The organism is Pseudomonas sp. KCJK9111, from assembly GCF_046231935.1.
Classification (GTDB): Bacteria; Pseudomonadota; Gammaproteobacteria; order Pseudomonadales; family Pseudomonadaceae; genus Aquipseudomonas; species Aquipseudomonas parafulva_B.
The window spans coordinates 18,067-40,133 of the sequence record NZ_JBJJMO010000020.1 but is presented as its reverse complement, the minus strand read 5'-3'; the positions used below and the strand labels follow the sequence as shown (position 1 = coordinate 40,133).

At 62.2% G+C, this 22,067-nt stretch carries 20 protein-coding genes; 10 read left to right on the top strand and 10 right to left on the bottom strand.

Annotated features, from left to right (window positions below; translation table 11 throughout):
* Nucleotides 1–40 precede the first annotated feature (40 nt).
* Nucleotides 41–826: an ABC transporter substrate-binding protein gene (locus ACK59L_RS09750; protein ID WP_027915913.1), complete on the bottom strand. Its 786-nt coding sequence runs from the start codon at nucleotides 824–826 to the stop codon at nucleotides 41–43.
* A 556-nt stretch (nucleotides 827–1,382) separates the two neighbouring features.
* Nucleotides 1,383–3,344 (bottom strand): acetate--CoA ligase, encoded by a 1,962-nt coding sequence (gene acs, locus ACK59L_RS09745; RefSeq protein ID WP_058605578.1) that lies wholly within the window; start codon nucleotides 3,342–3,344, stop codon nucleotides 1,383–1,385.
* Between the two features lie 385 nt (nucleotides 3,345–3,729).
* On the opposite strand from acs, the gene ACK59L_RS09740 reads away from it, so the two are divergent.
* On the top strand, nucleotides 3,730–3,984 hold the full coding sequence (locus ACK59L_RS09740; protein WP_027915912.1) for a DUF2790 domain-containing protein: 255 nt from the start codon (nucleotides 3,730–3,732) through the stop codon (nucleotides 3,982–3,984).
* Between the two features lie 104 nt (nucleotides 3,985–4,088).
* Here ACK59L_RS09740 and ACK59L_RS09735 read toward each other — a convergent pair whose 3' ends face one another.
* Nucleotides 4,089–5,651: a sigma-54-dependent transcriptional regulator gene (locus tag ACK59L_RS09735; protein WP_409273259.1), complete on the bottom strand. Its 1,563-nt coding sequence runs from the start codon at nucleotides 5,649–5,651 to the stop codon at nucleotides 4,089–4,091.
* A gap of 249 nt (nucleotides 5,652–5,900) precedes the next feature.
* Between ACK59L_RS09735 and phhA the strand changes: the two genes are divergently transcribed.
* From phhA to ACK59L_RS09720, 3 genes are all read left to right on the top strand, one after another.
* A complete protein-coding gene (gene phhA / locus ACK59L_RS09730; RefSeq protein WP_058605580.1) occupies nucleotides 5,901–6,689 on the top strand; it encodes a phenylalanine 4-monooxygenase in 789 nt (262 codons plus the stop codon).
* A 40-nt stretch (nucleotides 6,690–6,729) separates the two neighbouring features.
* A complete protein-coding gene (locus tag ACK59L_RS09725; protein ID WP_409273257.1) occupies nucleotides 6,730–7,086 on the top strand; it encodes a 4a-hydroxytetrahydrobiopterin dehydratase in 357 nt (118 codons plus the stop codon).
* 290 nt (nucleotides 7,087–7,376) lie between these two features.
* Complete coding sequence (locus ACK59L_RS09720; RefSeq protein WP_255212317.1) at nucleotides 7,377–7,505, top strand: hypothetical protein; 129 nt, start codon at nucleotides 7,377–7,379, stop codon at nucleotides 7,503–7,505.
* Between the two features lie 88 nt (nucleotides 7,506–7,593).
* Here the strand turns inward: ACK59L_RS09720 and ACK59L_RS09715 are convergent, their stop codons facing one another.
* Complete coding sequence (locus ACK59L_RS09715; RefSeq protein WP_409273255.1) at nucleotides 7,594–10,614, bottom strand: FAD-binding and (Fe-S)-binding domain-containing protein; 3,021 nt, start codon at nucleotides 10,612–10,614, stop codon at nucleotides 7,594–7,596.
* Between the two features lie 150 nt (nucleotides 10,615–10,764).
* Here ACK59L_RS09715 and ACK59L_RS09710 point away from each other — a divergent pair, with 150 nt between their 5' ends.
* The gene (locus ACK59L_RS09710) at nucleotides 10,765–11,649 is read left to right on the top strand and encodes a LysR substrate-binding domain-containing protein (RefSeq protein WP_409273253.1); all 885 of its coding nucleotides are present in this window, start codon (nucleotides 10,765–10,767) and stop codon (nucleotides 11,647–11,649) included.
* A 64-nt stretch (nucleotides 11,650–11,713) separates the two neighbouring features.
* Here ACK59L_RS09710 and ACK59L_RS09705 read toward each other — a convergent pair whose 3' ends face one another.
* The 6 genes from ACK59L_RS09705 to ACK59L_RS09680 form a co-directional block, all read right to left on the bottom strand.
* Complete coding sequence (locus ACK59L_RS09705) at nucleotides 11,714–13,132, bottom strand: amino acid permease (protein WP_058605640.1); 1,419 nt, start codon at nucleotides 13,130–13,132, stop codon at nucleotides 11,714–11,716.
* An 811-nt stretch (nucleotides 13,133–13,943) separates the two neighbouring features.
* Nucleotides 13,944–15,011, bottom strand: coding sequence for a 23S rRNA pseudouridine(2605) synthase RluB (gene rluB, locus ACK59L_RS09700; RefSeq protein WP_196136229.1), 1,068 nt, complete (start codon nucleotides 15,009–15,011; stop codon nucleotides 13,944–13,946).
* Between the two features lie 193 nt (nucleotides 15,012–15,204).
* On the bottom strand, nucleotides 15,205–15,981 hold the full coding sequence (gene scpB, locus ACK59L_RS09695) for an SMC-Scp complex subunit ScpB (RefSeq protein ID WP_196136230.1): 777 nt from the start codon (nucleotides 15,979–15,981) through the stop codon (nucleotides 15,205–15,207).
* A complete protein-coding gene (locus tag ACK59L_RS09690; protein ID WP_181405494.1) occupies nucleotides 15,968–16,693 on the bottom strand; it encodes a ScpA family protein in 726 nt (241 codons plus the stop codon). The genes scpB and ACK59L_RS09690 overlap by 14 nt, the downstream gene beginning before the upstream one ends.
* 125 nt (nucleotides 16,694–16,818) lie before the next feature.
* A complete protein-coding gene (locus ACK59L_RS09685) occupies nucleotides 16,819–17,448 on the bottom strand; it encodes an L-threonylcarbamoyladenylate synthase (RefSeq protein WP_145255481.1) in 630 nt (209 codons plus the stop codon).
* Nucleotides 17,449–17,461: 13 nt separating this feature from the next.
* Nucleotides 17,462–18,322 carry a PHP domain-containing protein gene (locus ACK59L_RS09680; RefSeq protein WP_409273250.1) on the bottom strand — a complete coding sequence of 287 codons (861 nt, stop codon included), beginning with the start codon at nucleotides 18,320–18,322 and terminating at the stop codon, nucleotides 17,462–17,464.
* A gap of 67 nt (nucleotides 18,323–18,389) precedes the next feature.
* Between ACK59L_RS09680 and ACK59L_RS09675 the strand changes: the two genes are divergently transcribed.
* From ACK59L_RS09675 to ACK59L_RS09655, 5 genes are all read left to right on the top strand, one after another.
* Nucleotides 18,390–18,983: a septation protein A gene (locus ACK59L_RS09675; RefSeq protein ID WP_027915901.1), complete on the top strand. Its 594-nt coding sequence runs from the start codon at nucleotides 18,390–18,392 to the stop codon at nucleotides 18,981–18,983.
* Nucleotide 18,984: 1 nt separating this feature from the next.
* A complete protein-coding gene (locus tag ACK59L_RS09670) occupies nucleotides 18,985–19,284 on the top strand; it encodes a YciI family protein (RefSeq protein WP_058605586.1) in 300 nt (99 codons plus the stop codon).
* Between the two features lie 117 nt (nucleotides 19,285–19,401).
* The gene (locus ACK59L_RS09665; RefSeq protein WP_144964669.1) at nucleotides 19,402–20,079 is read left to right on the top strand and encodes a response regulator transcription factor; all 678 of its coding nucleotides are present in this window, start codon (nucleotides 19,402–19,404) and stop codon (nucleotides 20,077–20,079) included.
* A gap of 134 nt (nucleotides 20,080–20,213) precedes the next feature.
* Nucleotides 20,214–20,630: a Spy/CpxP family protein refolding chaperone gene (locus ACK59L_RS09660; protein ID WP_058637602.1), complete on the top strand. Its 417-nt coding sequence runs from the start codon at nucleotides 20,214–20,216 to the stop codon at nucleotides 20,628–20,630.
* Between the two features lie 75 nt (nucleotides 20,631–20,705).
* The gene (locus ACK59L_RS09655) at nucleotides 20,706–22,040 is read left to right on the top strand and encodes an ATP-binding protein (RefSeq protein WP_409273246.1); all 1,335 of its coding nucleotides are present in this window, start codon (nucleotides 20,706–20,708) and stop codon (nucleotides 22,038–22,040) included.
* The last annotated feature ends 27 nt before the right edge of the window (nucleotides 22,041–22,067 follow it).

Below are 22,067 nucleotides of genomic sequence, written 5' to 3'. Positions count from 1 at the left end.
TTCTGCTGTTTGCACCATTGCACAGCGATTGACGGCTGACTCAGTTCGCGTCTGGGCCGTAGATGTCGAAGTTGAAGTATTTCTTCTCGATCTCTTTGTACTTGCCATTGGCACGGATGGCATCGATGGCCGCATTGATGCGATCGACGTTGGCCTTGTCACCCTTGCGCACGGCAATGCCGACGCCGTCACCGAAGTACTTCACGTCGGTGAAGGCAGGGCCTACGAACGCGAAGCCCTTGCCGGCATCGGTTTTGAGGAAGCCATCTTCCAACAGCGTGGCGTCGGCCACGGTGCCGTCCAGGCGACCAGCCGCCACGTCCAGGTAGATTTCGTTCTGCGTGCCGTAGGGCACCACGGTGGCGCCTTTGGGCGCGAGTACTTCCTTGGCGAAGCGATCGTGGATCGAGCCACGCTGCACGCCAATCTTCTTGCCCTTGAGCTCATCGAGGCTGTCGGTGACCGCGGTACCTTCCTTCATCACCAGACGCGCCGGGGTGAGGTAGTAACGCTTGGTGAAGTCCACCGACTTCTTGCGGTCTTCGGTGATGGACATCGAAGACAGGATGGCGTCGATCTTGCGCACTTTCAGCGCAGGAATCAGGCCGTCGAACTCCTGCTCGACCCAGGTGCACTTGGCCTTCATCTCTTCGCACAGGGCGTTGCCGATGTCGTAGTCGAAGCCGGCGATGCTGCCATCGGGCTGCTTGAAGGCAAAAGGAGGGTAAGCCGCTTCGATACCGATTTTCAGCGGTTTTTCATCGGCCTGCGATACCAGGGAAAACACGGACAGCGCCAGGGCGCCAAGCAGTGCGAGCTTCTTCATCAGGTAACTCCATCGGTACGGGGCAATACAAGGCAGGTAACAGCTGCCCGATATGCGAATGGTTACAACGCGAGCCGCGCAGGGTTCGACCAAGGTCGCAGACCACGAGCGAGTGAATGGCATTTTAACGACAGCCCGGTAGTCGAAATTTCTTCAAAGCGACAACTACTTACAGAAGCGCCTGAAACCGCTGCGGGCGATGTTGACAGCCAATGCAGAATATGCAAAAGCGCAAGAAATTGAACCCATGAATCTAGCAAATCCTGGGCCTATTATTGGCAAACCCTTGTGGGACGGCAAGTGTAGCGTGATGGAGCGTCCTACAAGACGGCTAAAATGCCTCTAAACAGCGCCAAGTGTTTCCAGGCGCCCCGCCATAGCGCATTGCTGGTGACAGAAAAGTAACCGATCACTGCCGGGTAACAGGCCCAGCGGTCTATAAAGCAAAAACCCCGCCGGTTAACCCGGCGGGGCCTGTGCTGGACGCTGGCGCACTGTCGGCGCGCCCCAAATCAGCTTGCCATCAAGCTTGAATCTCGGACCGCGCGCAGTGCCGTCAAGCCGTGGCCAGGCTCATGGCCTTGTGCGTGTCGATCAGGTGCTGCACGACACCTGGGTCTGCCAAGGTCGAGATGTCACCCAGCGCGTCGTACTCGGCGGTTGCAATCTTGCGCAGGATGCGGCGCATGATCTTGCCCGAACGGGTCTTTGGCAATCCAGGTGCCCACTGAATCACATCCGGCGAGGCGATCGGGCCGATTTCCTTGCGCACCCAGTTCTTCAGTTCAAGGCGCAGTTGCTCGCTTGGCTCGACGCCAGCATTGAGGGTGACGTAGACATAGATACCCTGGCCCTTGATGTCGTGCGGCACGCCCACCACCGCGGCCTCGGCCACCTTGGCGTGCGCCACCATGGCACTTTCGATCTCGGCGGTGCCCATGCGGTGGCCCGAGACGTTCAGCACGTCATCCACGCGACCGGTGATCCAGTAGTAGCCGTCCTCGTCGCGGCGGGCGCCGTCACCGGTGAAGTACATGCCCCGGAACGTCTTGAAGTAGGTATCGACAAACCGGTCATGGTCACCGTACAGCGAGCGCGACTGGCCTGGCCATGAATCGAGGATCACCAGGTTGCCCTCGGTCGCGCCTTCGATCAGGTTACCCAGGTTGTCCACCAGGGCCGGTACCACGCCAAAGAACGGGCGCGTGGCCGAGCCTGGCTTGAGCGCCGTCGCACCTGGCAATGGGCTGATGAGGATGCCGCCGGTTTCGGTCTGCCACCAGGTATCGACGATCGGGCACCGTTCCTTGCCCACAGTCTTGTAGTACCAGTTCCAGGCTTCGGGGTTGATCGGCTCGCCCACAGAGCCCAGCAGGCGCAGGCTGGAACCGTCGGCGCCGTCTACCGCCGCCTGCCCTTCGGCCATCATGGCGCGGATGGCGGTGGGTGCGGTATAGAGGATGTTGACTTTGTGCTTGTCGACGATCTTCGACACGCGGGTGATATCCGGGTAGTTCGGCACACCTTCGAACAATACGGTGGTGGCGCCGTTGGCGAGCGGGCCGTAGACGATGTAGCTGTGGCCCGTGACCCAGCCGACGTCGGCGGTGCACCAGTACACCTCGCCTGGGCGGTAGTCGAACACGCGCTCATGGGTCAGCGCCGCGTATACCAGGTAGCCACCGGTGGTGTGCAGCACGCCCTTGGGCTTGCCGGTCGAGCCGGAGGTGTAGAGGATGAACAGGGCTTCCTCAGCCCCCATTTCCTTCGGCGCGCAGTGGCTGGAAGCCACTTTCATCAGGTCTTCGTACCAGATGTCGCGGTGCTGGTGCCAGGCAATGTCGCCGCCGGTGCGCTTGCAGACGATGATCTTCTGCACGCTGCTGGTTTCAGGGTTGGTCAGCGCCAGGTCGACATTGGCCTTGAGCGGTGTACGGCGACCGCCGCGCACGCCTTCGTCAGCAGTGATCACCACCTTGGACTTGCAATCGATGATGCGCCCTGCCAGGGCCTCGGGCGAGAACCCACCGAATACGACCGAATGGATTGCACCGATACGGGCGCAGGCCAGCATGGCGACCACAGCCTCGGGAATCATCGGCATGTAGATGGTGACCACATCGCCGCGGTGCACGTCTTGCCCGCGCAAGGCGTTGGCGAACTTGCACACTTGCTCGTGCAGTTCGCGGTAGGTGATGTTGCGGTGCTCGGAGGGGTCGTCGCCTTCCCAGATAATGGCCAGTTGATCGCCACGCTCTTCCAGGTGACGGTCCAGGCAGTTGGAGGAAACGTTCAGAGTGCCGTCGGCAAACCATTTGATGTCCACGTGGTGGTCATCGAAGGAAGTCTGCTTGACCTTGGTGAAGGGCTTGATCCAGTCGATGCGCTGGGCCTGCTCACGCCAGAAGCCGTCCGGGTTGATCACCGACTGCTGGTACATGGCCTTGTAGGTGGCCTCGTCTGTCAGGGTAGTGGCCGCGATCTCGGGACGAACGGGATACAGTGGAGCCGCACTCATCGTGTTTACCTCGGTGTAATAGTTGTTTTTGTATGGGACCGATGTAACTGTACCAGAGCGATAACCGCCATTCGACGTTGGTAGTAATTTGCCAGTCGATCGGGTCGCAACCGCTCAGGCGCGGGCATTGTGCTGCCCTGCAAGGTGCAGGCCTGGTGGATTATTACCAATTTCACCAATAGACTTTATCAAAAGCCCCACTGTTTCAGCCTGGGTCACAGTTCTAGAATTGATCTCGCCAGCAACGGCAAGAAGATTGACAACCTGTAACCGCCCCCACGAAGGCAACTGTCACTTCTCTGCAAACTTGATCAATACCTTAACGGTTGTCGTAGTGCCTCATGCACGGCGCGCACCGTCACGACCTTAAATAGGCAGATAAAACATGAAAGCTTTAATGGTAGTACTGCTGGGCAGTCTGTGCGGGACAGCCATGGCCGACGAAGCCCAGGCCGCCGAACAGGCACCGGTTGAACAGTACAGTTACTCGCAACACCTGGACATCGACCACGTCATTTCCATGAGTGAAATCCCCAATGTCTGCGGCGTAGTGCCCGCTCGCATGACCTACGCCGACTCGCAGGGCCACACCCACGTGCTGGAATACCGCGTGATGGGCAACGGCTGCTCCAACGGCTGACAGCGCGGCGACCAAGGGGGCCGAATGACCCCCTTCGCAGCCATCTGCACACAACTAACAGCAGCAAGTTGAAGCGACAGGAGTTTACGCTGAGCACTGTCCAATCATTGCCCTGACGATTTGCCCAATGAATAGTCTTTTAACTTATTGGCAATGGTCGTATGCGATACACCCAAGCGTTTGCCCAATGCCCGGCTACTTGGAAACTCTTCAAGCAAACTTTCCAATACGGCTTTTTCAAAACGCCCGACAATATCGGACAATGCACCGTCCAGTGAAAAATCACCCAAGGGCTGTCGCACGCCATAATCGGGTAACCGCACATGCTCAGTCTTGACCACACCGTTTTCACATAACGACACCGCCTGGAATACCACGTTTTCCAACTGCCGAACGTTACCCGGCCAATCATAGCTGGCCAACTTTTGCATCGCCCCTGGCGCCAGGCGAGGCATGGCGCATCCGATTTGCCGACTGGCCTGATCGAGAAAATACTGCACCAGCCCATCGAGCCCATCCATGCATTCGCGCAAGGGCGGAATGTGCAACGACAGCACGTTGAGCCGGTGGTACAAGTCCTGGCGGAATTCGCCCCGGGCGCAGAGCTCGGACAGGTCCACCTGCGTGGCGCAGATCACCCGTACATCCAGATAGACCTCTTCGTCGCTGCCAACACGGCGAAAACATCCGTCCTGCAAGAACCGCAACAACTTCACCTGAAGCCGCGGGCTCATTTCAGCCACGCCATCGAGAAACAGCGTGCCGCCGGCCGTCAGCTCCAGCAGACCCAGCTTGCCTTCGGCGCGGGCGCCCTCGAAGGCGCCCGGCCCGTAGCCGAACAGCTCGGTCTCGGCCATCGACTCAGGCAGGCCGGCACAGTTGAGCGCCATCAGCGGCGACTGCCCACGCGGGCTCGCCAGGTGGCACGCCCTGGCCAGAAGCTCTTTGCCGGTGCCGGTCTCCCCTTCGATCAACAGCGGCGCATCCAGCGGCGCCATTCGCCTCGCTTCACGGACAACGGCAGCCATCAGGCGTGAGCTCTGGAAAATGCTGTCGAACCCCCGCAACTCCTGCTTGCGCACATTGTAGATACGTTCACCGATGCGATCGGCACGGTGCAGGGTGAGCACGGCGCCAGCCAACGCTTCGCTGTCATCGTGCTCGGACTGCAACGGCGCGATGTCGGCCAGGAACACATGGCCCTTAACCTGTACCCGCAGACCGTTGATACGCGACTTGTTGCTGCGCACCAGTTCCGGCAAGTCGAAGTCGTCCACGTAGCGAGCCAGTGGCAGGCCGGGCACTTCGTCGACCCGCACCCCCAGCAATTGGGCTGCCGACCGGTTTGCCGCCACGATGCTGCCACCCATGTCGATCGAGAGCACGGGAAACTCCAGCGCCCCAAGCAGCGCATTGAGTTCCATGTGCCGGCGCTCGCTGGGCATCAGCCCCACGCGCTTGACGCCGAACACGCCCGTGATGGCCTCGAACTTGGGGCGCAGGGCCTGGAACTGGAGGTTGATGAGGTTCGGGCAGTGCAGGTAGATGGCGTTGCCATGGTCACCCCCTACTTCGCCGCGCAAGACGTTTATGCCGTAGTCGACCAACAGGTTAAGGATGTCGCGCAGAATTCCGATACGGTTCTGGCAGTGCACTTTGATACGCATAAGGGATACGCCTGGCAAAAACTTCCCGCCGGAGCGGAAAAATTGTAAAGAAATTCTTACGAAATGACCGCTGATGATCATTGCAGGAGCTTGATGTTGGGACAATTCAAAGGTTTTGTAAAATTATCCTTACAAAATAGCGTGCCCGCCTTGGCCCATCCCCTCCATGAGTAGATGTGCACTGTGCAATAACGGGTTATTTCTGATGCCTACCTGTACATAACGACAAGAGCTGATCAGGAGACCTCCATGAAGCACACCCACTATGTGGCACGCGAGCCTGATGCGCAGGGGTTCATCGATTACCCGCAGCAGGAGCACGGCGTGTGGAACACGTTGATCACCCGCCAACTGAAGGTGATCGAAGGGCGTGCCTGTCAGGAATACCTCGACGGTATCGAGCAGTTGAAGCTGCCTCATGACCGCATTCCGCAGCTAGGTGAGATCAACAAGGTGCTGGGGGCAACCACCGGCTGGCAGGTCGCACGGGTTCCGGCATTGATTCCGTTCCAGACCTTCTTCGAGCTGCTTGCCAGCAAGCGCTTCCCGGTGGCAACGTTCATTCGCACACCCGAAGAACTGGACTACCTCCAGGAACCAGACATCTTTCACGAAATCTTCGGCCACTGCCCGCTGCTGACCAACCCCTGGTTTGCCGAATTCACCCATACCTACGGCAAGCTGGGCCTGGCCGCCACCAAGGAACAGCGCGTCTATCTGGCGCGCCTGTACTGGATGACCATCGAATTCGGCCTGATGGACACACCCAACGGCCGCAAGATCTACGGCGGTGGCATTCTGTCCTCGCCCAAGGAAACGGTCTACAGCCTATCTGGCGAACCCGAGCATCAGGCCTTCGACCCCATCGAGGCCATGCGCACCCCTTATCGGATCGACATCCTGCAGCCGGTGTACTTCGTGCTGCCAGAACTCAAGCGCCTGTTCGACCTTGCTCACGAAGACATCATGGGCATGGTCGCGCAAGCCCAGCAGCTAGGCTTGCACGCGCCGAAGTTTCCACCCAAGGTTGCCGCTTGAACGCTGCTTGCCACTCACAACGCCACATGGATAAGAACGTATGAATGCCTTGAACCAAGCCCACTGCGAAGCCTGCCACGCCGATGCACCAAAAGTCAGCGAGCAGGAGCTGGCCGAGCTGATTCGCGAAATTCCGGACTGGAACATCGAAGTGCGTGACGGCCACATGGAGCTTGAGCGCGTATTTTTGTTCAAGAATTTCAAGCATGCCCTGGCGTTTACCAACGCCGTCGGGGAAATTGCCGAGGCCGAAGGCCATCACCCGGGACTGCTGACCGAGTGGGGCAAGGTGACCGTCACCTGGTGGAGCCACTCGATCAAAGGCCTGCACCGTAACGACTTCATCATGTGCGCACGCACCGACAAAGTGGCCGAGACGGCCGAAGGGCGCAAGTAAACTGCCCACGGCGGTCGGCCCGAGGCTAATGCGGACGTGGCCGTCGGCCATGGTGGTGTTCACTTAGGATCGCCGGGGCCGCTCTGCGGCCCCAGTGATCATCAGCCTAAGTCATGCTTTTTATCACGCAAGATCAGCCTTGCCCGGCGAGCATGACCGGCCTTGATCAACCGGCGTGCGTAGGAAAAAAGCCAAACTGTCATGCAGACTTGTGTATCCTGCCCCAGCTTCTTGAAGCTTCACACGCGCCTGGCGCAGCCTTTTCACTCACACTTGCGAGGAACGACGAGATGCATGAGATCCCGAATCTTCCCTTCCCAAGCCTGAACCCAGAAGAGCCCACCGTTACCGCCCACGCTGACTCGGCACCTGCCCGCGAGCAGGAAGGTGACGATCAGACCAGCGCCGATCAGGACTAGACCGCGCACACTGGCTGTGTGAAAACGGCTGATCTGGCGCCTTGCGTTTCAGCACGTTTTCACACCGCTCGGTCGAGCAAGTTTCCCTTCAGCCCCTGGCGAACTGCAACACCACTTCCAACGGATGACGCATCGGTCGCCCAGCCATGCGCTTGACCTGGCTGCGGCAGGAATAACCGGTCGCCAATGGCTCCCCCTCCTTATCCAGTTTCAGCGCCCAGGACTGTTCGAAGATGTTCTTTGAGGTCTGCTGATTGCGCGCCTCGTGCCCATAGGTACCTGACATGCCGCAGCAGCCGGTGGCCTCGGTGATCAGCTTGAGCCCCATGCGTTCGAACACCTGCTCCCACTGCCGGGTACTGGCAGGGGCGTTGGTCTTCTCGGTGCAGTGGGCCATCAGCCGGAAGGTGGACGTGCACCCTGCCGCTTGCTCGGGCAGTGCGCCCAGCAGCCATTCCTGAGGCAACAGCACAGGGGGGCACCCCTCAAGCCCAGGCACTTTCAGGTATTCCTGGCGATAGACGAGGGTCATGGCCGGATCCAGCCCGACCAACGGCACCCCGCAGTCAGCCAACGCCTTGAGTTGGGCGGTATTGCGCACGGCGGCCTTGGCGAAGGCACCCAGAAAGCCCTGAACATGCAGTGGCTTGCCATTGGCACTGTACGGTGCCAAGTAAACCTTGTGGCCCAGGCGATGCGCCAGATCGATGAATGCCGACAGCAACGGCGTCTCGAAGTAACGGGTGAAGGCATCTTGCACCAGCACGATGCTGCGCTCGCGTTGGGCAGGCGTCAGTTCGCGCAGCGCCGGCACCGTGGCCATGCCCACGCCACAGCGTGTCAGGGTCGCCTGGAAGTTGAAACGGCTGATCAACGGGCTATCGACCATGCCTACCTGCTCGGCCAGCAGGCGACTGACCCATTTCGAGCCCATCACCGCGTTGTACAGACCAGGCGCATGGGCCAGGTACGGGATGGTGAACTCCAGCGAGCCGATCAGGTAGTCACGCAGAGGGCGCTGGTACCGGGTGTGGTACAGCTCGAGAAACCGCGAGCGAAAATCAGGTACGTTGACCTTGATCGGGCACTGCCCTGCGCAGGACTTGCAGGCCAGGCAGCCAGCCATTGCGTCATAAACTTCATGGGAAAAGTCAGCCTGCCCCTGGCGCCGCGCCCGCTCGTTGCGCAACCGCGCAGGCAGCCCTTTGATCCATGAAACCGGCTTGCGCGCCACCTCCAATACATCCACGCCCGCATCACCCTGCAGGCGCAACCACTCGCGCATGAGCGAAGCCCGCCCTTTGGGCGAGTGCCGACGTTCACGAGTCGCCTTCCACGACGGGCACATGGCGTCGTTCGGGTCGTAGTTGTAGCAGGCACCGTTGCCGTTGCAATGCACGGCGCTGCCATAGGCCTGCCAGACCCGCTCATCGATGGTGCGGTCCAACTCGCCGCGCAAGGTCACGCCATCGACCTTGGTCAGGCCCTCGCTGGCACCGGGCGGTGTGCAGATCTTGCCGGGGTTGAGCTGGTTGTGCGGGTCGAACGCGCCTTTGAGGCGCTGCAGTGCCGGGTACAGCTCGCCAAAGTACTCGGGCACGTACTCAGAACGCAGGCCCTTGCCATGCTCGCCCCACAACAAACCGCCGTAGCGACGGGTCAACGCAGCCACCGCATCGGAAACAGGCTTGACCAAGGCCGCCTGGGCCGGGTCCTTCATGTCCAGCGCGGGGCGCACATGCAGCACGCCGGCATCGACGTGGCCGAACATGCCGTACGCCAACCCGTAGCCGTCGAGCAAGGCACGGAACTCGGCGATGTAGTCGGCGAGTTTTTCCGGTGGCACCGCCGTATCCTCGACGAAGGGCTGCGGCCGCACTTCGCCTTCGACATTGCCCAGCAGGCCGACCGAGCGCTTGCGCATGGCGTAGACGCGGGTCACCGCCTCAGCGCCCTCGGCCAGCGTATGGCCGAGACGCTCGACGCTGGTGTCGGCGCGCAAGTGATCGATAAACGCCTGGACCTTGGCGTTGACCTCGATGGGGTCATCACCGCAGAACTCGACAAGGTTGATGCCCAGCGTGGGGCGCTCGGGGTCGGCCGGGAAATACTCGGCGACGCTGTGCCAGACGATGTCCTTCATCGCCAGCCCGAGCACTTTGGAATCGACGGTCTCGATGGACAGCGGCCGCTGCGCCATCAAGGCATTGGCATCGCGCAGCGCGTCCATGAAGCTTGCGTACCGTACGTTCACCAGGACGGCGTACTTGGGAATCGGCAGCACGTTGAGCTTGGCCTCGACCACATACCCCAGCGAGCCCTCGGCGCCGCACAGCACACTGTTGAGGTTGAAGCGGCCCTGCTCATCGCGCAGGTGTGCCAGGTCGTAGCCGGTCAGACAGCGATTGAGCGTGGGAAAGGTGGTGCGGATGAGTTCAGCCTGGGTATCGCAGATATCCAGGGCCGTGCGGTACACCTGACCCACGCGACCGGGCGCCGTACACGCAGCCTGCAGCGCCTCTTCGTCGAGCGGCAGGCTGTGCAAGCGCTCCCCCCCGAGCAGGATGCTGTGCAGCTCAAGCACATGGTCGCGTGTTTTGCCATAGGTGCAACTGCCCTGCCCGCTGGCGTCGGTGTTGATCATGCCACCCACGGTCGCCCGGTTCGACGTGGACAGTTCAGGCGCGAAGAACAAGCCGTGGGGTTTGAGGGCGGCGTTGAGCTGGTCCTTGACCACACCCGCCTGCACCCGCACCCAACGCTGCTCGGCATTGATTTCAAGAATGCCGTTCATGTGCCGCGACAGGTCCACGACCACGCCATCGGTCAACGACTGGCCATTGGTGCCCGTGCCGCCGCCGCGCGGGGTCAGTTTGATCGCCTGGAAACGCGGCTCGCCCATCAGCGTGGCGACCCGCGCCACGTCATCGGCGTCCAGGGGGAACACCGCGGCCTGCGGCAGGCGCTGGTAGATGGAGTTGTCGGTGGCCAGGACGGTTCGGGTACCGTAGTCGGCGCTGATCTGGCCACGGAAACCACTGTCACGCAGGGCTTGGAGAAATGCCGGGTAGTCGGCGTCAGGTGCAACGGTAGGCAGCTGGGCGATCATCGATGGACGGCCTCGGAATAGGGCTGATTCACGGAAAAGATGTCGTGGCGGCATGGGTGGCGCCGGCAACAGTGACGTATGTGGCAATGTTCCTGTAGTTTTGCGCCAGGGGCAAACGGATAATCCTGCCGCTATCGATGACTTTCATGAATGAATTACCGCCACCTGACCCCGTCCATGTCCCTGCTGCTGGCTTTCGAGGCGGCCGCCAGGCACCAGAGCTACACCCGCGCCGCCACTGAACTGTCGCTGACCCAGAGCGCGGTCAGCCGGCAGGTTCAGGCGCTGGAACAGCAACTGGGCCTCACCCTGTTTCGCCGCGAGGGTCGCCAGGTACGGTTGACGGACGTCGGCCGGCTGTACCAGCGCGAGCTCAGCGAAGCACTGGGCCGCATTCGGGGCGCGACCCTCCAGGCGCTGGCCTACCAGTCCGGGGTCGGCACGCTGCGCCTGGCCACCCTGCCCACCTTTGGCTCCAAATGGCTGTTGCCGCGCCTGAACGACTTCTACAAGGCGCACCCTGGCATGCTCGTGCACTTGCATTCGCGGATCGAGGCCATCGACTTCGACACCAGCGAGATCGACGCCGCCATTGGCGTGGCCAGCCGTGACCTGCCGGGGCTGATCAGCCATCGCCTGCATGCCGAGGAGCTGCTGGTGATTCTCCCGGCGCAGGCCGCCACGGAACAACCGCACTGGAGCCCCAATCGCATCAGCGAGCAGTTGCTGTTGAACGTGGCCAACAATCCCCATGCCTGGGGTGAATGGTTCTCGCACCACGGCCTGCCCCACCGAAGCATGCGCCTGGGCCCCAGCTTCGAGTTGACCTCGCACTTGATTCAGGCCGTGCAGGCGGGGATTGGGGTGGGCCTGGTGCCCCGCGTGCTCGTGGAAGACGAGCTGGACAAAGGAGCGCTGTACAGCCCAGGCCTGGCATTCGCCAGTCAGCGCAGTTATTACCTGATCTATCCACCGCGTAACGAGGCGTTACCGTCGCTGCGGGCGTTCAGGGCGTGGCTGCTGGAACAGATCTGACACGCAGAAAAGAAAAAACCCGAAGCGGTCAACGCTTCGGGTTTCGCATGCGGCTGTACGATGCTTATTTGGCGGTGCTGCCAATAGCCTCAGGGACAACGCCCTTGCGCCGTGACTTGATGACATAAGCGACGAACATGCAGAGCAACCAGACCGGAATGGCGTAGACGGAAACCTGGATACCCGGAATCTGCAGCATGATGCCCAGGATCAGGACCACGAACGCCAGCACCACATAGTTGCCATAGGGGTACCACAGCGCCTTGAACAGGGGTTTCTGGCCCGTGCGGTTGAGGTGCTGGCGGAACTTGAGGTGCGAGTAGCTGATCATGGCCCAGTTGATCACCAGGGTGGCCACCACCAGCGACATCAGCAGCTCCAGCGCGCTGGAAGGCATCAGGTAGTTGAGCAGCACGGCGATCAGGGTCACGGCCGCCGACACCAGAATCGAACGCACCGGTACGCCACGCTTGTCGACCTTGGCCAGGGCAGCCGGCGCATCGCCCTGCTCGGCCATGCCCAGCAGCATGCGGGCATTGCAGTAGGTGCCGCTGTTGTACACCGACAAGGCCGCGGTCAGGACCACGAAGTTCAGCAGGTTGGCGGCCACATCGCTGCCCAGCAACGAGAACACTTGCACGAACGGGCTGCTGCCGTAGCTGCCGCCGGAGGCATCGATGCTGGCGACCAAGGTGTCCCATGGCGTGAGCGACAACAGGATCACCAAGGCGCCGACGTAGAAGATCAGGATACGGTAGATGACCTGATTGATGGCCTTGGGGATCACGGTCTTGGGCTTGTCAGCTTCTGCGGCCGTGAAGCCGAGCATCTCCAGCCCCCCGAACGAGAACATGATGAACGCCAGGGCCATCACCAGGCCACTGACTCCATGGGGGAAGAAGCCACCGTGCGACCACAGGTTGGCCACGGTCGCGTCAGGCCCGCCGCTGCCGCTGGTCAGCAGGTAGGCACCCAGGCCGATCATGCTGACAATGGCCACCACCTTGATGATGGCAAACCAGAACTCGGCTTCGCCGAAGAACTTCACGTTCATCAGGTTGATGGCGTTGATCAGCACGAAGAAGGCAGCGGCTGTCACCCAGGTAGGGATTTCCGGCCACCAGTAGTGCACGTACTTACCCACGGCGGACAGTTCGGACATGCCCACCAGGATATACAGCACCCAGCAGTTCCAGCCCGACAGGAACCCGGCAAAGCCCCCCCAGTAGGTATGGGCGAAATGGCTGAACGATCCGGCCACGGGCTCCTCGACGATCATTTCGCCCAACTGGCGCATGATCATGAAAGCGATGAAGCCACAGATCGCGTAGCCCAGGATCATCGAAGGCCCGGCGGATTTCATCACGCCTGCCGACCCCAGGAACAGGCCGGTACCGATGGCGCCCCCCAGGGCGATCAACTGAATATGGCGGTTCTTCAGGCCCCGCTTGAGCTCGCCTGAATGCTTGTCGTGTCCACTCATGAACGAAGTCACCTGCATTGTTTTTATCTGTGACGGAATCGGACCCACCGCGCTCGTGGCGCAGCGGAATGGGCAAGGTGGTCACCTTGTTTCCTGAGGGTGCAACTGCGCGGTCGAGTCAACCGGGCGGGGTCAGGAGTGCGCGGTACGCAAGGGGGTCACAGGTAAAACGCGGCGCACTGTATAACCCTGCGAGCGCGCAGGCGTCAACGCGTTGCGTGGTTTCCGGCGGAAAAAACGCAGCGTTCCTGGGGTAATGGCCTTTGTGGGCGAGGTGATCGGCGTACATGGCGCCTCCAATTGTTGTTTTATCAACCGGCTCTGCGGCGGGCTGTTGCACGGGGCAATGAGGGCTATAACACCCTGGGGCGGGGTTTTAGGCAAGACAGGGATGTGACCGACGGCGCAACCGAGCACCCATGCTCCGGCAAGCTTTCTTTACGCCCGAGGAAGTTTTCTGGTTTGCTGCGAGAATTGGCCGATGCTTGTAAAAAAATCCTTACAAGCTGGCAATCTAAGTTGCCAAACGAACGAAATGGCTTTTCGCCCAATGGGTTACGCTCGGTCCATGAGCTGCATGCGAGCAGCTGAATTGCACCGTCTGGTGGGTTGCATCTGGACAGGAGCGCCGTTCAGGTAGCTGGTTGCACATTGGGGCCGCTTCGCGCCCCATCGTCAGCCAACTGACTCCTGCTTAGCGCGAGTTACTCGCCTAGTGCAGAAGCCGGTTTGCCGGCAATGAGCTGCGCAGCAGCCCCAATGTGTTCAGCGTCGGTACACAGGCAAGGGCCGACAAGTGGCCCCGAATGCCTCAGCCGCGCGGCTTGCCGCGACCACGGCCAGCTGGCTTGTCACCCTCGGGCTTGGCCGGGCGCTTGCGCATTTCGCTTGGGCGCTCGGCCACTGCGCTGCCACGGTTGCCTTTGCGCGGCGACTCTTCGCGCGCCGGGCGTGCTGGGCGCTCGCTGGCCGCTGCGCCGTCCTGGGCTGGGCGCAGGCTACGCACGCGCTCACCACGGCCCAGGGGGCGGGACGATTTGCGCTGCAGGCGCTCCATCTTGTCCTTGGCCTTGAGCTTCATGGCCGGCAACGCCACGGGCTGCAAGCCCACCTCGGCCGCCAGGATGTCAATTTCACCCTGGGTCATTTCACGCCAGCGGCCCATGGGCAAGTCCGAGTTGAGGAACACCGGGCCAAAGCGCACACGCTTCAGGCGGCTGACCACCATGCCCTGCGACTCCCACAGGCGACGCACCTCACGGTTACGGCCTTCCATCACCACGCAGTGGTACCAGTGGTTGAAGCCTTCGCCGCCTGGTGCCTTCTGGATGTCGGTGAACTTGGCCGGGCCGTCCTCGAGCATGACACCCGCCTTCAGGCGTTCGAGCATCTCGTCGTCCACTTCCCCACGTACGCGCACGGCGTATTCGCGGTCCATTTCGTACGACGGGTGCATCAGGCGGTTGGCCAGCTCACCGTCGGTGGTGAACAGCAGCAGACCGGTGGTGTTGATGTCCAGACGGCCGATGTTGATCCAGCGACCTTCCTTGGGGCGTGGCAGGCGATCGAACACGGTCGGGCGACCTTCCGGGTCGTCGCGGGTGCAGATCTCGCCATCGGGCTTGTTGTACATGATCACCCGGCGCGTCGCCTCGGCCGCCTCTTCACGCTTGATCAGCTTGCCGTCCACAGCAATGGCGTCATGCAGGTCGACGCGCTGGCCAAGGGTGGCTGCAACGCCGTTGACCTTGATGCGGCCCTGGCTGATCCAGGCCTCGACGTCACGGCGCGAGCCCACGCCAATGCGCGCGAGGACTTTCTGCAGCTTCTCGCCAACAGGTGGGGTGATCTGGGTATCTTGCAGGTCTTGCTCACTCATCTGGGCACCTCCCGGTGTAGGAATGAAAACAGGTTTCTGGCAACGAACGCGCCAAAAGGCCGCGCATCATACGTGGTTCGCCGCATGAATGCATGGGAGGGTAGAAGCTTTTACACCCCTTGCCAGGACTTTCTGCCAGGCGGGCCCTGGTCGACGGCCAGGCCCCTGGCCACAGCAGATGGCGTTGCGGCGTTCAGGCCTGCTCGTTCCGCTCCCCCTCCAGCGATGCTTCGGCACCAGGGTCGTGCTGGAGCACGTCGTCGAAATCGGTCTTGAGGCCCTGCTCCATGGCGTCGAGCTCCACGAGCAGGCTGCGAAAGCTGGTCTCGTCCTTGACCGGCTCAGCCTCTTCGTCCTCGCCCAGGCTGGCGTCGGCCAGGGCCTGCAGGTGCGCCGGTACCGGGGCGTCGTCCGGGTCGAGCAAGGGCTCGGGCTGCATCTCGCGCAATTCGGCCAGTGCTGGCAGCTCATCCAGGCTGCGGAGGTTGAAATGATCCAGAAACGCCTTGGTCGTGGCGAACAGGGCCGGCCGCCCGGGCACTTCCCGGTGGCCCACCACGCGTATCCACTCGCGCTCGACCAACGTCTTGACGATGTTGCTGTTGACCGCCACGCCACGCACGTCCTCGATTTCGCCACGGGTGATGGGCTGGCGATAGGCGATCAGCGCCAGGGTCTCGAGCAGCGCCCGGGAGTAGCGCTGCGGGCGCTCTTCCCACAGCCGGCCGACCCAAGGGGCGTAATCCTCGCGAATCTGCAGCCGATAACCATTGGCCACTTCCTTGAGCTCGAACGCACGACCGGCGCACGACTTGCCCAGCACCTCGAGTGCGCGCTTGAATGCCTTCGGCTCGGGCCGCTCGGGCTCCTCGAACAGCTCGTACAGGCGCTCGAGCGATTGTGGCTTGCCAGAGGCCAGCAGAAAGGCTTCGATCAGCGGAGCCAGATCACGGGGGTCATTCAGGTTCATGGGCGTCTTCAGCAGGAGCAGGGCGTAACCGCACATGGATGGCGGCAAAGGCTTCATTTTGCACCAGTTCGACGAGGCTTTCCTTTACCAGTTCCAACACAGCCATGAACGTGACCACCACACCCAGCTTGCCTTCATCGGGAGCGAACAGATCGATGAAGGCCACGAAACCTCCGTCTTTCAAGCGTTCCAGCACCTGTCCCATGCGCTCTCGGGTCGAAAGGGTCTCTCGGCTGATCTGGTGGCTTTCGAACAGGTCGTTGCGGCGCATCACTTCGGCCATGGATGCCAGCAGCTCCGGCAGGCTGACCTGCGGCAACAGTTTACGTACCTTTGCCTGGGGCGCCTCCAGGCACGGCACGACCAGGTCACGACCGACCCTGGGCAACCCGTCCAGTCCCTCGGCGGCAGCCTTGAAGCGTTCATACTCCTGGAGGCGTCGGATCAGCTCGGCGCGCGGGTCGCCCTCCTCCTCCTCGACCGTGACGCTGCGCGGCAGCAGCATGCGCGACTTGATTTCAGCCAGCATGGCGGCCATCACCAGGTACTCGGCAGCCAGCTCAAGGCGCACGGTTTTCATCAACTCGACGTAGCCCATGTACTGACGAGTGATTTCTGCCACCGGGATATCGAGGATGTCGATGTTCTGCTTGCGAATCAGGTAGAGCAGCAGGTCCAGCGGCCCCTCAAACGCTTCGAGAATGACCTCCAGGGCATCGGGGGGTATGTACAAGTCCAGCGGCAGCTCGGTCACGGCCTCGCCGTAGACCAGTGCCAGCTGCAACTGGCCTGGCAGCTCGGCAGGCGCAGCCGTTGCCTGGGTGAATGGCTCGGCGGTCACGCGTTGACCATGAACGGAGCGGGGTCGCCGCAGCCTTCGCGAATCAGCTCGGGCTCATCGCCTGACAGGTCGATGATGGTCGAGGCCTTGAGGTCACCGTAGCCGCCATCGATCACCAGGTCGACATGGTGTTCCAGGCGCTGGCGGATTTCGTAGGGATCGGTCATGGGTTCGGCGTCGTCAGGCAGGATCAGGCTCACGCTCATCAAGGGTTCACCCAGCTCGGCAAGCAGTGCAAGGGTGATGGCATGGTCCGGCACGCGCAAGCCGATGGTGCGGCGTTTTTCATGCAACAGCAGGCGCGGCACTTCGCGGGTGCCGTTGAGAATGAAGGTGTACGGCCCCGGCACATGGGCCTTGAGCAGCCGGAAGGTGCCGGTATCGACCTTGGCATACAAGCCCAGCTGCGACATGTCGCAGCACATCAGGGTGAAGTTGTGGGTCTTGTCCAGCCCACGCAAACGGCGCACCCGTTCGATGGCTGACTTGTCACCGATCTGGCAACCCAGTGCATACGCCGAGTCGGTCGGGTAGACCACGACCCCACCCTTGCGAATGATCTCGACCGCCTGGCGTATCAGCCGCGGCTGTGGGTTTTCCGGGTGAATCTGGAAAAATTGGCTCACGTCGTCGTCCTGTTCAAACCGGCAATGGCTGTTCATGGCTGAAACGGTGCCACACAGGTGGCAGGTCCTCGGGCAAAGGCCGATAGGCACCGATTTCGCCCCAGGTGCCGGGGCCATGGAAGTCACTGCCAGCACTTGCCAGCAGCCCGAACTCACGGGTGAGGATGGACAAAGTGCCCACCTGCTCGGCCGGCATCATCCCATTGACCACTTCAAGCGCCTGCCCGCCTGCCTGAATATAGTCGGCAATCAGGCGCCTGCGCTTGCTGCGCGTCAGCTCGTAATGCATGGGATGCGCCAGGCTCACCCATGCGTTGGACTGGCGCAGGGTGGCAACGGTTTCCTCCAGTGATGGCCAATGTTGCTTGACGTCACCGAGCTTGCCGGCGCCGAGCCACTTGCGGAAGGCCTCGCCACGGTCTTTGACGTGGCCGGCACGCACCAGATAATCGGCAAAGTGTGGCCGGGCCGGGGCATTGCCACTGTCACCGAGCGCCTGCTGGATATGCCGGGCACCTGCCAGCGTCCCAGGCATGCCCTTGGCCGCCAGGCGCCTGTCGATTTCCTCGGCACGCAACCAGCGGCCACGGTGCAGGGCCTCGATCGCTGCCAGCAAGGGCGGAGCGTCCACGGGAAAGTTGTAACCGAGTATGTGAATGGTTGCGCCGCCCCAGGTACAGGACAGCTCGACGCCGCTGACCCATTGCATGCCGTGCTCACGGCAGGCCTGCCGGGCCTCGGCCAGGCCTTCGAGGGTATCGTGGTCGGTGAGCGCCAGCGTACGCACCCCGTGCTCGAAGGCCCGGGCGACCAGGGCCGAAGGCGACAAGGCGCCGTCGGAGGCCGTGCTGTGACAGTGCAGATCAACATTCATGGAGTAGCGCTTTCGCTGGATTCGATGTTTGTTATTATGCCGTCACATCCCGGTTCTGGCTGCCATTGTGAAACAATTCATCGATTTCATCCCGCTGCTGCTGTTCTTCATCGTCTACAAACTGGATCCACGGCCTGTCGAGCTGGCCGGGCACAGCTTCGAATTCGGTGGTATCTACAGTGCCACTGCCATGCTGATCATCAGCTCGCTGGTGGTATACGGCGCATTGTTCCTGCGCCAGCGCAAGCTCGAGAAAGGCCAGTGGCTGACGCTGGTTGCCTGCCTGGTGTTTGGCGGCCTGACTCTGGCCTTTCACAGCGAAACCTTCCTCAAGTGGAAGGCGCCCGTGGTGAACTGGCTGTTCGCCCTGGCCTTCGCCGGTAGCCACTTCATAGGCGACCGGGTACTGATCAAGCGCATCATGGGCCACGCGCTGACCTTGCCCGATGCCATCTGGGCCCGCCTGAATCTCGCCTGGATCGCGTTCTTCCTGTTCTGCGGCGCCGCCAACCTGTTCGTCGCTTTTACCTTCCCGGCGTTCTGGGTCGACTTCAAGGTGTTCGGCAGCCTGGGCATGACCGTGCTGTTCCTGGTGGCCCAAGGGCTGTACCTGTCGCGCCATCTGCAAGACACCTCCTCTGCCTCCAAACCCAAGGACTGACATGCTCTACGCCATCATTGCCAGCGACGTCGCCAACTCCCTGGAAAAACGCCTGGCTGCACGCCCGGCCCACATCGAGCGCCTCCAGCAGCTCAAGGCCCAAGGCCGCGTGGTACTGGCCGGGCCGCACCCGGCCATCGACAGCAACGACCCAGGCCAGGCCGGCTTCAGCGGCAGCCTGATCGTGGCCGAGTTCGATTCCCTGAGCGCCGCCCAAGCCTGGGCCGATGCCGATCCGTACATCGCTGCAGGCGTCTACGATCAGGTCGTGGTCAAGCCCTTCAAGCAAGTGCTGCCTTGAAACACCTCGCCTAGAAGGCGTGCTCGGTATCGCCAGTTGGCAGCAGACCTCAAGACTGGGGTATCTTTGCGGCTGGCGGACCAACGCATCGCCGTCAATGGTTGAATTGAGTGAGTCATGAGCGAGCTGTTACTGATTGATGACGACCAGGAGCTGTGCGAGCTGCTCAGCAGCTGGCTGACCCAGGAAGGGTTCACCGTGCGGGCCTGCCACGATGGCCAGGCTGCACGCCAGGCCTTGGCCGACCGTGCGCCAGCGGCCGTGGTGCTGGATGTGATGCTGCCCGATGGTAGCGGGCTTGAACTGCTCAAGCGCCTGCGCAGTGAGCATGCCGACCTGCCCGTGGTGATGCTGTCGGCCCGCGGCGAGCCGCTGGACCGAATCCTGGGCCTTGAACTGGGCGCCGACGACTACCTGGCCAAGCCGTGCGACCCGCGCGAGCTGACCGCGCGCCTGCGCGCCGTGTTGCGCCGCAGCCATCCAGCCCCTGCCACCAGCCAACTGGAACTGGGCGACCTGGTCTACAGCCCTGCCCGCGGGGTGGCCAGCATCGACGGCCGCGAACTGACCCTGACCCTGTCCGAAAGCCGCATTCTCGAAGCATTGCTGCGCCAACCGGGCGAGCCTCTGGACAAACAGGAGCTGGCGCAGATCGGCCTTGGTCGGCGGCTGACGCTCTACGACCGCAGCCTGGACATGCACGTGAGCAACCTGCGCAAGAAGATCGGCCCGCACGCCGACGGTCGACCTCGCATCATCGCCCTGCGCAGCCGCGGCTATTACTACTGCCTGTAGTCGCTTGCGCCAGGCTGACGCCAGGAAAGGAGCTTGCCTTTACGTTCCCTTTACCGTGCGCTGACCGCGCTTGACGATCCTCTCCCTAGACTGTGCTCATCCGGTGATCACCGGCCCATGACAGGAGAGACACCATGCGCAAGACCCTTACCGCCCTGCTGTTCGCCGCCGCACTGCCCACCGTTGCCATGGCCATGCCCGACGGCGGCCCGCGCCATGACGGCCCGCACCATCGCGGTGGCCCGGCCTTCCACGAGCTGGACCTGAGCCGCGAGCAGCGCGACCAGATCGGCAAGCTGATGGGCGATCAGATGAAACAGCGCCGCGACATCACCGAGCGTTACCTTGACAAGCTGCCGGCGGCCGACCAGAAAGCCATGAAGCAAGAGATGCAAGCTAGCCGCGACAAGACCGACGCTGCGGTACGCAACCTGCTCAAGCCAGACCAGCAGAAGAAGTTCGACGAACTGCAAAAAGAACGCGCCGCCAAGAAGGCGGAGTGGCAGGAGTTCCAGGCCTGGAAAGCTGAAAAAGCCGGCAAGTCCCAGTAAGCTCCAGTGTCAGCGCCCGCCGTGCCCCAGGTTAGCCTGGCGCGCGGCGGGCTTTCATCGTTTGGGGAGGTCTACGTGCGTTCACTGTTCTGGCGCATCCTGGCCAGCTTCTGGCTGGCCATCGCCCTGGTAGCAGGGCTGTCGATACTGCTGGCGCACATGCTCAACCAGGACGCCTGGATTCTAAGCCGTCATCCGGGGCTGAACACGCTAGCCAGCCAATGGGCCAGGCACTACGAGCAGGAAGGCCCCGGCGCAGCGCAGCATTTTCTCGAAAGGCGCAAGGCGCGCTACAAGATCGACGTGCAAGTGCTGGACGACAGTGGCGACGCTGTGGTGCCAGGCACCTTTCCCCGGCGCGCGGCTGCACTCGAAGCCAGGCAGCACAACGATGACCGGCGCCTGCCGTGGCGCCGCCTGACCGAGGAATACACCAGCCCCCAGAGCAATGCGTCCTACCTGCTGATCTACCGCATCCCCCACCCCGCCCTCGATGCCTGGCACCGCGAGAGCCTGCTCTGGCCACTGAGCGCACTGGGCATCGCCCTGGTGGTGCTGACCCTGTTCAGCCTGTTCGTGACACTGTCCATCACCCGCCCCCTGAGCCGCTTGCGTGGCGCGGTGCACGACCTGGGGCAGAGTACCTACCAGCAGAACAGCCTGGCGCAACTGGCCGGCAGGCGCGACGAGTTCGGGGTCCTGGCCAAGGATTTCAACAAGATGGGCGCTCGCTTGCAGAGCACCATCGCCAGCCAGCGCCAGTTGCTGCGCGATGTGTCCCACGAGCTGCGTTCTCCACTGGCCCGGCTGCGCATCGCCCTGGCCCTGGCCGAACGGGCCGAGCCGGAGCAGCGTCAGGCCTTGTGGCCGCGCCTGACCCGCGAATGCGACCGCCTGGAAGACCTGATCAGTGAGATTTTGACCTTGGCGCGCGTGGACGCCGACCAGGCCCATGCCGAAACGGTCGATCTCAACGCGCTGCTGGGCAGCGTGCGCAAGGACGCGCAACTGACGGCCCCTGAGCATGATGTACGCCTTGAAGCGCAACCCGGGTTGACCCTGCAGGGTTGGCCAACCCTGATCGAGCGTGCGGTGGACAACCTGCTGCGCAATGCCCTGCGCTTTACCCCGGCGGGTCAACCTGTGGAGCTGAGCGCGTGGCGCGAGGGCGACGTGCTCCGGGTGTGCGTACGTGACCGGGGCCCCGGCGTGGCAGCTGCGCACCTGGCTCAACTGGGCGAGCCGTTTTTCCGGGCGCCGGGACAACACGCTCCGGGACACGGCCTTGGGCTGGCGATTGCACGCAAGGCGGCAGAGCGCCATGGCGGCCGACTGATACTGGCCAACCATCCACAAGGCGGTTTCGTCGCAACGCTGGAGCTGCCGGTGGCGGAAGCGCCTGGCGGCTAACCAATGCCACTGCGCAGGTCTGCGCAA